The organism is Streptomyces uncialis (assembly GCF_036250755.1).
Taxonomy (GTDB): Bacteria; Actinomycetota; Actinomycetes; order Streptomycetales; family Streptomycetaceae; genus Streptomyces; species Streptomyces uncialis.
The window spans coordinates 2,067,554-2,079,617 of record NZ_CP109583.1; the positions used below are offsets into that span (position 1 = coordinate 2,067,554).

Consider the following 12,064-nt stretch of genomic DNA (forward strand, 5'->3'; position numbering starts at 1 on the left):
AGTGGGATGTTCCGGATGACCCGGCGAAGGGGCCGTCAGTTGGAGTATCCCTGCTGCACAAGGCAGTCGAGGAACCATCGTGACAGTGGAGGGAGAGGGGGAGCATGGCCCTGAACACCGCACCGGACGCGGTCCCCGGCGAGGTCGCGGGACCACCGGGCGCCGAAGCCGTCGTCGAGACGCGCGGTCTGCGGATGCGCTACGGGACCACCGATGTGCTGACGGGAGTCGATCTGACGGTACGCCGGGGTGAGGTGCTGGCCCTGCTCGGGCCCAACGGAGCCGGCAAGACGACCACGATCGAGATCCTGGAGGGCTTCCGGCGGCGCTCCGCCGGGGAGGTCCGCGTCCTCGGCACCGACCCCGGGGACGGCGACGAGGCGTGGCGCGCGCGGCTGGGCATCGTGCTCCAGTCCTGGCGTGACCACGCGAAGTGGCGGGTGGGTGAGCTGCTCGACCACTTCGGCCGCTACTACGCCCCGTACAGCGCCGACGGCAGGGTCCGGCCGTACGGCGCGGCCGAGCTGATGGCCCTCGTCGGGCTCACCGAACGCGCCGGGGCCCGGGTGGGCAGCCTCTCCGGCGGGCAGCGCAGACGGCTCGACGTGGCCGTCGGCATCGTCGGGCGGCCGGAGCTGCTGTTCCTGGACGAGCCGACGGCCGGGTTCGACCCGCGCGCCCGCCAGGACTTCCACGGCCTGGTGCACCGGCTCACGGAACGGGAGGAGACCACGATCCTGCTCACCACCCATGACCTGGACGAGGCGGAGAAGCTCGCCGACCGGATCGTGATGCTGGCGGGCGGCCGGATCGTGGCCGACGGCACCGCCGCCGAACTGTCCCGCGAGGTGTCGGGCAAGGCCGAGGTGCGCTACAGCCGGGACGGCGAGCGCCACACGCACGCGACGGACGACCCCACCTCGTATGTGCGCGGACTGTTCGAGCGGTACGGCGACGCCATCGGCGATCTGGAGGTGCGCCGCGCCCGCCTGGAGGACGTCTATCTGGCGCTGGTGCGGGAGTACGAGTCGGGGCAGCGCACCGGTGTGCCGCCCCGGTTGCGGGAGGTGGCGTCATGAATCCCGGTGCGGCGGCCCTGCGGGCCGGGCTCCATCGAGGCCGGATCGAGTTCCGGCAGCACATGAGCGACTCCCAGGACATCTGGGGCGCCGTGTTCCCCCCGGCCGTGTCGCTGGTGGTCATGTACATCCTGCGGGACAGCACCGTGCCGGGCACCGACGCGTCCCTCGGCTCCCACTCGGTCCCCGGCATCCTCGCGATGAACGTGGTGCTGACCGGCCTCATGGGGCTGGCCATCGCCCTGACGACGGACCGCGAGGACAGCACGCTGCTGCGGGCCAAGGCCGTACCGAACGGAGTCCTCGGCTATCTGACGGGCAAGGTCGTCAGCCGGGCCGCGGTGACGGTCGCGAGTCTGTTCGTCGTACTGATCCCCGCGTCTTTCCTGTTCGGCGGGCTGGAGCTGGGCCGGGTGATGTCCTGGGTGACACTGACCTGGGTCCTGGCGCTCGGACTGATCGCGACCCTGCCGATCGGCGCGATCCTCGGCGCCCTGTTCAACGGCGCCCAGAGCCTCAGCGTCACGACGCTGGTCCTGATGGGTCTGGTGGCGATCTCCGGGGTCTTCCACCCGGTCGACGGATTCCCCGGCTGGTTGCAGTTGCTGGCGCAGGTGTTCCCCTTGTACTGGCTCGCCCTGGGGCTGCGGTCGGCGCTGCTGCCCGGCGAGCTGGCCGCCGCCGAGATCGGCGGGTCCTGGCGGCACGCCGAGACGGTGGGGGTGCTGGGTCTGTGGGCGGTCCTCGGGTTCCTGGTGGCGCCCGTCGTACTGAGCCGGATGGCCCGGCGCGAGTCCGGTTCGAGCGTGGCCGCCCGCCGGGCGAAGGCGGCGCGACGACCGCTTTGAGGCGACGCGACCTGAGCGGGACGGCCGGACGCCCTGCGGGACCGGGACCAGGATCGCCGCGCCACGCACGGGACCGCGCCACGCCGGCCCTCCCGGCCGACGCCACAGGGTCCGGGACGGGGCTGCGGTCCTACGCGTAGCTGCCGTACTCCGGGCGGCCCGCGAACGCGTAGGTGTGGATGGCCACGCCCTTCCCGGTGACCTCGGCCGCGCTGTGCCGGAACGCGGTCGGGACGGCACCCTCCGCGAACAGCCTGCGGCCCTTGCCGAGCAGTACCGGGAAGACCAGCAGATGGGCGGTGTCCACGAGGTCGTGGTCGAGGAGGTAGCGGGCGAGGGTGCCGCTGCCGTGGACCTGGATCTCCCCGTCCGTGCGCTCCTTGAGCTCCGCGACGCGCGCGGCGACATCCCCGCCCAGCACGGTGGTGCCCTCCCAGCCGGGGCGTTCCAGGGTGTTCGAGGCGACGTACTTGGGCAGCGAGTTGAGCCGGTAGGCGATCGGATTGTCGGGGTCGGTGACCTTCGGCCAGTACCCGGCGAAGATGTCGTACGTACGGCGGCCGAGGAGGAACGCGGTGGACCGGTCGAAGACCCCCGTCATGAACCGGCCGAAGTCCTCGTCCCCGTACGGGACGGACCAGCCGCCGTGGTCGAAGCCGTCGCTGGTGTCCTCCTCCGGCCCTCCCGGTGCCTGCATGACACCGTCGAGGGTGACGAATGTGGTGATCGAGAGTTCAGCCATGGCCGGTGCCTGCTTCCAGGAGTGCGATTTCCTCTTCCACCAGCTATGACCGCACTCCGGCGCGGAACTCATCGCCCACCCGGGTGGAGATCCGGGTGGGCCTCCCGTGGGCGAGGTCCGCTCAGCCCGCCGGGGGCCGGTGGCGGGCCCGCAGCCGTGCCGCGCCGTCGTCGGTCAGCGAGCCGTGCAGCCGCAGCCGGGAGATCCCGCCGTCCGGGAGGATGTCCACGCGCGCGTGGGTGCCGACGGCGGGCACGTCCAGGACGAAGCGGTGGTCGGTGTCCGGCTGGAGCGGGGTACGGGGCAGGATCTCGGTCCAGGGCCCGTCCCCGTCCCGCAGTGACACCGACGCCCAGCCCGCCGCGTTGCCCTTGAGACAGGCGGTGTCCAGTTGGACGGCACGCACCCGCGACCGTTCGGCCAGCCGGTAGGTGATCCAGTCGTGGCCGTGGTCGCGGCGGCGGCGGGTCTCCCAGCCTTCGTCCATCCGCCGGGAGCGGCCGGGGTGGATGGTGTGGACGGGCGGCGAGTAGAACCGGTCGGAGGCGTCCAGGACCTGGCCTCCGTACTCCAGGGCTACCACGTCGAAGGTGCCGAGCGCGGTGAGCCAGCCGGGGTCCGGGACGGGTTCGCCGTGTGCGCGCAGCCGCGCGACGCCGCCGTCGGGGTACTGGCGCAGCCGCAGATGCGTGAAGCTCCCGGCCGCGTCCACGGTGAAGCCGTTGGCCGCGTGTCCGCCGACGACCGTGCGAGGGACCAGGACGGTCCAGCCGAGCCCGGGGGCGAGGAGGTCCCCGGGCGCGGGAGAACCGGGGACATGGACGGCTTCGACGGACACCGCGTGCGGGTGGTTGCCGCGGAAGTGCGCGGTGTCGACCACGATCCCGTGGAGCACACCGGGGACCCCGAGCCTGATGAGCGCCCAGTCGTGGTCGTCCTCGGCGGGCCAGGGGAATCCAGCGGAGACACCGCGGCGGCGCCGGGTCTCCCAGCCGTCCATGATCTTCCCCTTGTGCCCGAAGGACACCGGGTCGAACTCGGCGCGGCCGGGCAGCAGCAGGTTCTCCCTCGGTGCGAAGAACTCGTCCCCGGCCGCGACGACCCCCGCGCCGAGCCGCCGGTCCGCGAGGTCGGCGTGCCGGGTGAACGCATGCTCGGCGGAGCGGTGGTCGGCGTACGGGTCGCCGCCGCGATAGGGCGCGGCGGCGCCGGTGAAGTCGGCCTCGGGAAGCCCCGGCGGCGGCGCGGCAGGCCGGGGGGACGCATGGGGTTCGGGGTGCTGGGGGTGTGCCGTCACGGTGACCGGTGCTTCCTCTCGTCCGGGGTGCGGGGTGCGGGGGCGTGGGGTGAGGTGTGCGGCGGCGTGGGGTCCGCGTGTGGTGGCAGGGGGTGCGGTGGCTGTCGATGGGGCCGTATGCGGTGGTGGCTGCGGCGGGTGGGTGCGGTGGCTCCTCGTGTCGGGCCCGCCACGGGCCGCTACGGGCCCCTGGGGGCGCTGGGGGTGCGGCCCGGCCGCCCGGGGCCCCTGCCGCACCGGGAGGCCGTCAGTCGCGCCCCGGTGGCCGCGGCCTGTCCGGTGGGGACCCGCCGGGGCTAGGAGCGGGACAGCAGTCGGCCGCGTGGCTCGGTGAACTCTCCGTCGGCGTATATCCGTTGCCCGCGCAGCCAGGTGGAGCGGACGACGCCGTGGAGGGTGCGACCGGCGTAGGCGGTGACGGGGTGGCGGTGCTGGAGGGCCGACGCGTCGACGGTGAGGGTCGCGTCGGGGTCGAGCACCGCGAAGTCCGCGTCCCGGCCGGCCGCGATGACGCCCTTGCGGCCGAGTCCGGCGAGCCGGGCGGGCGCCCCGGCCATCCAGCGGGCGAGGTCGTCCAGGGTGTGCCCGCGGGCGCGGGCGGCCGTCCAGATCGCGGGCAGGCCGAGCTGGAGCGAGGAGATACCGCCCCACGCGGTCGCGAAGTCGGCGGTCTTGAGTTCGGCCGGGGACGGCGAGTGGTCGGAGACGACGCAGTCGACGGTCCCGTCGGCGAGCGCGCGCCACAGGGCGTCCTGGTTCGCTGCCTCGCGTATGGGCGGGCAGCACTTGAACTCCGTCGCACCGTCCGGGACCTCCTCGGCGGTGAGCGTCAGGTAGTGCGGACAGGTCTCCGCGGTGATCCGCACCCCCGCCCGGCGGGCGGCGGCGAGCGGGCCGAGCGCGTCCGACGACGACAGATGCAGCACATGCACGCGCGCGTGCAGACGCCGCGCCTCGGCGATCAGCAGGGCGACGGCGCCGTTCTCCGCGGCGCGGGGCCGTGAGGCGAGGAAGTCGGCGTACGCGGCGCCGCCCCGCGCGGGGGCGTCCGCCAGCTCCCGGGGGTCCTCCGCGTGCACGATCAGCAGTCCGCCGAAACCCGCGACCACGGCGAGCGAACGGGCGAGCTGCTCCTCGTCGAGGGCGGGGAACTCGTCGACGCCCGAGGGCGACAGGAAGCACTTGAAGCCGAACACCCCGGCGTCGTGCAGGGCCCGCAGTTCGTCGCGGTTGCCTGGCAGGGCGCCGCCCCAGAAGCCGACGTCCACATGGATTCTCGTCCGGGCCGCCTCCCGCTTGACCCGCAGGGCCGCCGTACCGGTCGTCGGCGGCAGGGAGTTCAGCGGCATGTCGACCAGCGCGGTGACGCCTCCGGCCGCCGCCGCGCGGGTGGCGGTCCAGAAGCCTTCCCAGTGCGCCCGCCCCGGATCGTTGATGTGCACGTGGGTGTCGACCAGTCCGGGCAGCAGCACGTCGTCGCCGAGGTCCTCGCACCTGACACCGGCGGGGACGGGGGCGTCGTACGGGAGCACCCGCGCGATCCGTCCGTCCCGGACGGCGACGGACGCGGGGCGGGTGCGCTCGGGGGTGACGACCCGGGTGGAGCGCAGCAGCAGGTCGGCGGGGCGGGCGGTGGACCTGGGCGGCGCTCGGTCGGTCACCTGGCCCCCTCCCCCGGTCACGACGACATGCCTCGGGCCTTCAACGTTCTGTTGAACGAGTGTTCAGGGCCGTCACCGAGCGGTCAAGACCCCCGCCATCACCCCGGACACCCCCTTGGCTAATTCCGCGAAGTGGAATTACTCTTTCGTCCAGCAGTTCACGTATCAGAACGCCACTCCGTCCCGCCGGGCGCCGGAACACCCTCCGGCGCACCCCGTCCGCGCCGGCCGAGCACCCCTGACCGGCGGGGACGCGGAGCCCGGCACGGAACAGCACCGGAGAACGGCTGCCGCCCCGGGTAGGCTGCACCCTTGCCCACCCGTCCCGAAAGGAACGCGCCGTGCCGACGTCCAGCGCCAGCTCCACCGACGCCGTCAAGTCCACCTCCCCGAGCGGCGGCGTGCAGTCCCTGGAGCGGGCCTTCGACCTGCTGGAGCGGATGGCGGACGCGGGGGGCGAGGTCGGGCTGAGCGAGCTGTCCACGAGCAGCGGGCTGCCCCTGCCCACGATCCACCGCCTGATGCGCACGCTCGTCGCCTGCGGCTACGTCCGTCAGCAGCCCAACCGGCGGTACGCCCTCGGGCCCCGGCTGATCCGGCTGGGCGAGTCGGCGTCCCGGCTGCTCGGGACATGGGCCCGGCCGCATCTCGCGCGGCTGGTGGAGGAGACCGGCGAGACCGCGAACATGGCCCTGCTGGACGGGGACGAGATCGTCTACGTCGCCCAGGTGCCGTCCAAGCACTCCATGCGGATGTTCACGGAGGTGGGGCGGCGGGTGCTGCCGCACTCCACGGGGGTCGGCAAGGCGCTGCTGGCGTACACGCCCGCCGACGAGGTACGGGCGCTGCTGGCGCGGACCGGGATGCCCGCGGCGACGGACAAGACCATCACCACGCCGGACGGGTTCCTCGCGGCGCTGGAGGAGGTACGGCGGGCGGGGTACGCCGTCGACGACAACGAGCAGGAGATCGGGGTGCGGTGCCTCGCGGTGCCGATCCCCGAGTCGCCCACGGCCGCGGCGATCTCGATCTCCGGACCGGCCGGGCGGGTCACCGACGCGGCGACCGAACGGATCGTGCCGGTGCTTCAGCAGATCGCGGCGGAGCTTTCGGTGACGCTCAGCACCAGCTGACCGCCTTCGCTTGCGCCTCTGGGTCTGTCCGGCTGGACGAACTTCGTTCCTGTGCCGTCGCTCGTGGGGTGCGCAGTTCCCCGCGCCCCTGGGTTTCCTGTGCTGGGCGTGCTTGTTCCTGTGCCGTCGCTCGGTGGTTTCGCGCAGTTCCCCGCGCCCCTTTGGGGCGCGTCCGGCCGGTTCTTCGGGTCGGGGCCGGTCGGGATTCTCCGTCCTCGCTCCAACGCGCTCGGTCGGACGTTCAGTGGTCCTGCTGAAGAGCATCGGAGTCTGCGGGCAGAGATTCCCGCCCACCCCCTCCCGCAGCAGCGCGACTGCGCGAGGAAGGGGGTGCGTGAGAGGGGCGGTGCGTCAGCTCTGTGCGGTGTCGTCGTCCGCCTGCGCGGTGCCCTCGGCCGCGCCTGCCTTCTCGCGCATCTTGCGCACCAGCTCCGCCTTCCGGTCGGCCGCGTCCTGGCGGTCGAGGTTGCGGTGCGGACCGTTGTTCTGCCGTTCGGCGCGGGACAGCTTCTTGCGCTGGCCGCCGCCCATGCCCACGGGGTTGTTGATGTTCTTGCTCACGGTCACGGGTTCTCCGGGTAATGATTTGACGTGCTCTACGGATTAATCGGTGGGGGACAAAGACGTTACCCGGTCCCGCCACCCCCGCACACCACCCCCGCACCCGAACGGCGACCGCAAGGCCGCGCCCCACAGACCCCACGAGCGACCCGCACGGAAACAAGCACGCCCAGGTGTGGAACCCCAGGGGCGCGGGGAACCGCGCAACCACCGAGCGACCCCACAGGAACAAGCACGCCCAGCACCGAGTACCCAGGGGCGCGGGGAACCGCGCACCCCACGAACGACGGCACAGGAACGAAGTACGCCCAGCACCGAGCACCCAGGGGCGCGAGGAACCGCGCACCCACCGAACGACCCCACAGGAACAAGCACGCCCAGGTATGGAACCCCAGGGGCGCGAGGAACCGCGCACCCCACGAACGACGGCACAGGAACGAAGTACGTCCAGCCGGACTGACCTGAGAAGCGCAAGCGAAGGCGACTAGTGGGGAGGCTCGCCAAAGAGGTCGACCGCGTTGCGGACCCTCGCGAGGCCCACCGCGAGCGCGCTCACCGATCCGATGCTCCCCGCGACGAGAAGGAGGGACCGGCGCAGCCGGGGAGTCTCCGGCGCACCCCCCGCCACCATCGCGTCCAGCGCCGCCAGCTCGTCCTCCGCGATCACCCGGTCGGCGAAGTCCGCCGGATGCGTCGCGAGGTCCCTGCGGAGCCTGGAGACCGCGGCACGCAGCTCCACGACCCGGGGGTCCTCGTCGCAGCCGGTAACAACCCTTTGCCCCACGCTCCGCAACACAGCTCTCCCCCCGCGCACGCGCATCGTGCGCTTTCCGTACCGGGCTCGCCGCCCCCGTGGGACCGGTCGGTTCCCTGGGGTTCGCGGCCAGTTAACGCCACTCGCGGGCCCCGCCGCCACTCCATGGACGGAAATTCAACTCCCCTTTGCCCAGCGTAGATCGGGAGGGCGAATCCGACGGCGCCCTGATGCGCGGGGCGGCGCGCGACCCCGTCCCGCACTCCGGGGAAACCGCTTGCCGCGCGGCCGGGCGGTGCTGGGGTATCCAGAGGGCATGACGAACGACGACATCGCGGGACTGCTGCTCGCCGCCGGCGGCGGGCGCCGTCTGGGCGGACGGCCCAAGGCCCTGCTGACGCACCGGGGCCGCCCCTTGGTGGAGCACGCGGTACGGGCGCTGCGCGAAGGCGGCTGCGGGACGGTGCACGTGGTCCTCGGCGCGGGCCGGGACGGTGTGCGTGCCACGGCGGATCTGCGCGGCTGCGCGGTCGTCGGGAACCCTGACTGGGAGACGGGGATGGGGTCGTCGCTGCGGGCGGGCCTCGCGTCGCTCGCGGGTTCGGGCGCCCGCGCCGCCCTGGTGACGCTGGTGGACCAACCGGGCGTCGGGGCCGCAGCGGTGGCACGGGTGCTCGGCGTCGCCGGGTGCGACCCGGACGGCATGACGTCCGCGCTGGCCGCGGCGGCCTACGGCGGCCGGCGGGGCCACCCCGTACTGCTCGGCGCCGACCGCTGGACGGACGTGGCCGGGCTGGCCGTCGGGGACCGGGGCGCGCGGGCGTATCTCGCCGCGCACGACGCGGAGCTGACCCTGGTGGAGTGCGGGGACGTGGCGCGGGCGTACGACATCGACACCCCGGCGGATCTGCGGCGACTGGACTGAGCGGGGGCGGGGACGGCCGGGGGCACCCGACAACCTTGAAGTTCCACCATGAGGAAACTAGTATCCATTTTCCAGCGCATTCGATCGCCGCGCCCTCCCCCTTGCCGAAGGAAGTGACCGCTCATGTCCGCAGCAGCGCCGTCCTCGCCGACCCTCGTCGGCACGGAGTCCCTGCCCCGGCAGGACGAGGTCCTGACCGGCGCGGCGCTCGCCTTCGTGGCGGAGCTGCACCGGCGGTTCACGCCCACGAGGGACGAACTCCTCGCGCTGCGGGCCGGGCGCCGCGCCGAGATCGCCCGTACCTCCACGCTGGACTTCCTCCCCGGGACGGCGGACGTGCGCGCGGACGACTCCTGGCGGGTGGCCCCCGCGCCGCCCGCGCTGAACGACCGCCGGGTCGAGATCACCGGCCCCACCGACCGCCGGATGACCGTGAACGCGCTGAACTCGGGGGCGCGGGTCTGGCTCGCGGACTTCGAGGACGCTTCCTCCCCCACCTGGGAGAACGTGGTCCTGGGCCAGCTCAACATGCGTGACGCCTTCACCCGGCGGATCGACTTCACCGACGAGCGCACCGGGAAGTCGTACGCCCTCAAGGACGACTCCGAGCTGGCGACGGTGGTGATGCGCCCGCGCGGCTGGCATCTGGACGAGCGGCATCTCCAGGTCGACGGCCGGCCCGTGCCGGGCGCGCTGGTCGACTTCGGGCTGTACTTCTTCCACAACGCGCGGCGCCTCACCGACCAGGCACGGGGTCCGTACTTCTATCTGCCGAAGATCGAGTCGCACCGTGAGGCCCGCCTCTGGAACGACGTGTTCGTGTTCGCGCAGGAGAAGCTGGGCATCCCCCAGGGCACGGTCCGCGCGACGGTCCTCATCGAGACGATCACCGCCGCGTACGAGATGGAGGAGATCCTGTACGAGCTGCGGGACCACGCCTCCGGGCTGAACGCGGGGCGCTGGGACTATCTCTTCTCGATCATCAAGAACTTCCGGGACGGCGGCGCGAAGTTCGTGCTGCCCGACCGCAACGCCGTCACCATGACGGCGCCGTTCATGCGTGCCTACACCGAACTCCTGGTCCGCACCTGTCACAAGCGGGGCGCGCACGCGATCGGGGGGATGGCCGCGTTCATCCCCTCCCGGCGGGACCCGGAGGCGAACTCGGCCGCGCTGGAGAAGGTCAGGAACGACAAGGACCGGGAGGCGCGGGACGGGTTCGACGGTTCCTGGGTCGCCCACCCGGATCTGGTGCCCGTGGCGATGGCCTCGTTCGACGCCGTGCTCGGGGACGCGCCGCACCAGAAGGACCGGCTGCGCGAGGACGTGACGGTCGCCGCGGGTGACCTCATCGCGCTCGACACCCTCGACGCGCGGCCGACGTACGCGGGGCTGGTGAACGCGGTCCAGGTCGGTATCCGGTACATCGAGGCGTGGTTGCGCGGTACCGGCGCGGTGGCGATCTTCGGGCTGATGGAGGACGCGGCGACCGCCGAGATCTCCCGTTCGCAGATCTGGCAGTGGGTCGACGCGGGGGTCGTGTTCGAGGACGGCAGGACCGCCACCGCGGAGCTGGTGCGGGAGATCGCCGCCGCGGAACTCACCGCCGTCCGCGAGGAGACCGGTGCGGACGCCTTCGCCGGGGGCGACTGGCAGCGCGCCCACGATCTGCTGCTGAAGGTGTCCCTGGACGCGGACTACGCCGACTTCCTGACGCTGCCCGCCTACGAGCGGCTGCGCGGCTGAGTACGCCCGGCGGCGGTCCCCGGTCCGGCATCCGCCGGGCCGGGGGCCTCGGCTTTCCGGTCAGGGACGGTCGGAGTGCCCGAGGGCGCGGCCCGGTGCCACCCGGTCGCGGACCAGTCGCTTGACGGCGGTCGGCTCGGGGAAGCCCTGCTGCTTGCGGTCCCAGACCACGTCGCCGTCGACCCGGACCACGAACACGCCGCCCGTGCCGGGGGCGAGGGACAGTTCCGTCAGCTCCGTCTCGAAGGTCGTGAGCAGTTCCTGGGCGAGCCACGCGGCGCGCGGCAGCCAGCGGCACTGCGTGCAGTACTCGATCTGGACGCGGTGCCCGGACGGGGCGTCGGACGTACTCAAGGGTCAGCCTTTCGGTTTCCGGTCCAGATGGACGGACCAGTCCTGTTCCGCCGGGGGCCTCCCGTGCAGATCGGGCACGCGCTTGAGCCAGGCCGGGCGGCCCGCCTCGGTGGCCGCCGCGCGGTGCGCGTCCTCGGCCGCGAGCTGTTCCCGGGCCGGGAAGTCGGTGGGCAGCCAGTGCCGGGAGGCCCGCGCGCGGGCGACGAGATGGCCGGCGTATGCGTCGCGTACCGCGTCGGGTCCGGTGAAGCCGGGTTCGTCCGCGAGCCACTCGTCGGGGACCAGGGCGGTGATGTCGCGCAGCAGGTCCCGGGTCACCCTGGGCGCCAGTTCGGCGCCGGCGGCGACCGTGTCGGGGCCGTAGCCGCCGAGGGCGTGGCGGCGGAAGTCGTAGCGCTTGGTGACGGCGTCGGTGGCGCTCTCCCAGCGGTGGTGGAAGACCAGCGCGGCCCCGTGGTCGATGAGCCACAGCAGAGGTGCGTTGACCTTCGGGACGCCGAAGGTGGGCCACACCATCAGGTTCGAGCTGTGCAGGGTGCGGTCGACGTTGGCGGTCAGCGCGTCCAGCCAGACGATCCGGCCGGCCTCCAGCGGGCCGACGCGCAGCGCGCGCGGCGCGGTGTCCGGGGCGAAGTCGGCGGCGCCGGGCAGATAGTCCATGCCGAGGTTGAGGCCCGCGCTGGCCGCCAGCAGGTCGCGCACCTCCTGGTGCGGCTCGTGCGCGGCGACCGCCGGGTCGAAGTGGGCGCGCACCAGCTCGGGCACCCGCAGCCCGAGGGCGCGGGCCAGTTCCCCGACGATCACTTCGGCGACCAGCGCCTTCGGTCCCTGGGCGGAGCCGGTGAACTTGACGACGTACATACCGAGGTCGTCGGCCTCGACGACACCGGGCAGCGACCCGCCCTCGCTCAGGGGCGTGACATAGCGCGTCGCCGTGACCTCTCTCAGCATTTCCCCAGGCTAT

Annotated in this window: 12 protein-coding genes; 5 read left to right on the forward strand and 7 right to left on the reverse strand. The window is 73.0% G+C overall.

The features are described 5' to 3' along the window. The first annotated feature begins 104 nt into the window (after window positions 1-104). Both OG711_RS08305 and OG711_RS08310 read left to right on the forward strand, forming a co-directional pair. Window positions 105-1,079, forward strand: a complete 975-nt coding sequence (locus OG711_RS08305; RefSeq protein WP_329558926.1) for an ABC transporter ATP-binding protein — start codon at window positions 105-107, stop codon at window positions 1,077-1,079. Continuing rightward, window positions 1,076-1,927 carry an ABC transporter permease gene (locus OG711_RS08310; RefSeq protein WP_329558927.1) on the forward strand — a complete coding sequence of 284 codons (852 nt, stop codon included), beginning with the start codon at window positions 1,076-1,078 and terminating at the stop codon, window positions 1,925-1,927. The genes OG711_RS08305 and OG711_RS08310 overlap by 4 nt, the downstream gene beginning before the upstream one ends. 130 nt (window positions 1,928-2,057) lie before the next feature. On the opposite strand, the gene OG711_RS08315 is transcribed toward OG711_RS08310, so the two are convergent. From OG711_RS08315 to allB, 3 genes are all read right to left on the reverse strand, one after another. Further along, window positions 2,058-2,669 carry a dihydrofolate reductase family protein gene (locus tag OG711_RS08315; protein ID WP_329558928.1) on the reverse strand — a complete coding sequence of 204 codons (612 nt, stop codon included), beginning with the start codon at window positions 2,667-2,669 and terminating at the stop codon, window positions 2,058-2,060. Between the two features lie 121 nt (window positions 2,670-2,790). Then, on the reverse strand, window positions 2,791-3,966 hold the full coding sequence (alc, locus tag OG711_RS08320) for an allantoicase (protein WP_329558929.1): 1,176 nt from the start codon (window positions 3,964-3,966) through the stop codon (window positions 2,791-2,793). 296 nt (window positions 3,967-4,262) lie between these two features. Further along, a complete protein-coding gene (allB, locus tag OG711_RS08325; protein ID WP_329558930.1) occupies window positions 4,263-5,627 on the reverse strand; it encodes an allantoinase AllB in 1,365 nt (454 codons plus the stop codon). Between the two features lie 341 nt (window positions 5,628-5,968). Between allB and OG711_RS08330 the strand changes: the two genes are divergently transcribed. After that, window positions 5,969-6,760, forward strand: coding sequence for an IclR family transcriptional regulator (locus OG711_RS08330; RefSeq protein WP_073790111.1), 792 nt, complete (start codon window positions 5,969-5,971; stop codon window positions 6,758-6,760). 351 nt (window positions 6,761-7,111) lie between these two features. Here OG711_RS08330 and OG711_RS08335 read toward each other — a convergent pair whose 3' ends face one another. Together OG711_RS08335 and OG711_RS08340 are read right to left on the reverse strand one after the other, a co-directional pair. After that, on the reverse strand, window positions 7,112-7,327 hold the full coding sequence (locus OG711_RS08335; protein ID WP_073790108.1) for a DUF6243 family protein: 216 nt from the start codon (window positions 7,325-7,327) through the stop codon (window positions 7,112-7,114). A gap of 478 nt (window positions 7,328-7,805) precedes the next feature. Continuing rightward, entirely contained in the window at window positions 7,806-8,117 is a 312-nt protein-coding gene (locus OG711_RS08340; RefSeq protein WP_073790524.1) for a DUF5955 family protein, read from the reverse strand. Between the two features lie 274 nt (window positions 8,118-8,391). Between OG711_RS08340 and OG711_RS08345 the strand changes: the two genes are divergently transcribed. Continuing rightward, window positions 8,392-9,000 carry a nucleotidyltransferase family protein gene (locus OG711_RS08345; protein WP_329558931.1) on the forward strand — a complete coding sequence of 203 codons (609 nt, stop codon included), beginning with the start codon at window positions 8,392-8,394 and terminating at the stop codon, window positions 8,998-9,000. A 123-nt stretch (window positions 9,001-9,123) separates the two neighbouring features. Continuing rightward, on the forward strand, window positions 9,124-10,746 hold the full coding sequence (gene aceB / locus OG711_RS08350; RefSeq protein WP_329558932.1) for a malate synthase A: 1,623 nt from the start codon (window positions 9,124-9,126) through the stop codon (window positions 10,744-10,746). A 60-nt stretch (window positions 10,747-10,806) separates the two neighbouring features. Here the strand turns inward: aceB and OG711_RS08355 are convergent, their stop codons facing one another. Together OG711_RS08355 and OG711_RS08360 are read right to left on the reverse strand one after the other, a co-directional pair. Next, window positions 10,807-11,100, reverse strand: coding sequence for a SelT/SelW/SelH family protein (locus tag OG711_RS08355; protein ID WP_073790102.1), 294 nt, complete (start codon window positions 11,098-11,100; stop codon window positions 10,807-10,809). A 3-nt stretch (window positions 11,101-11,103) separates the two neighbouring features. After that, window positions 11,104-12,051, reverse strand: a complete 948-nt coding sequence (locus OG711_RS08360) for a HipA family kinase (protein WP_329558933.1) — start codon at window positions 12,049-12,051, stop codon at window positions 11,104-11,106. Window positions 12,052-12,064 lie beyond the last annotated feature (13 nt).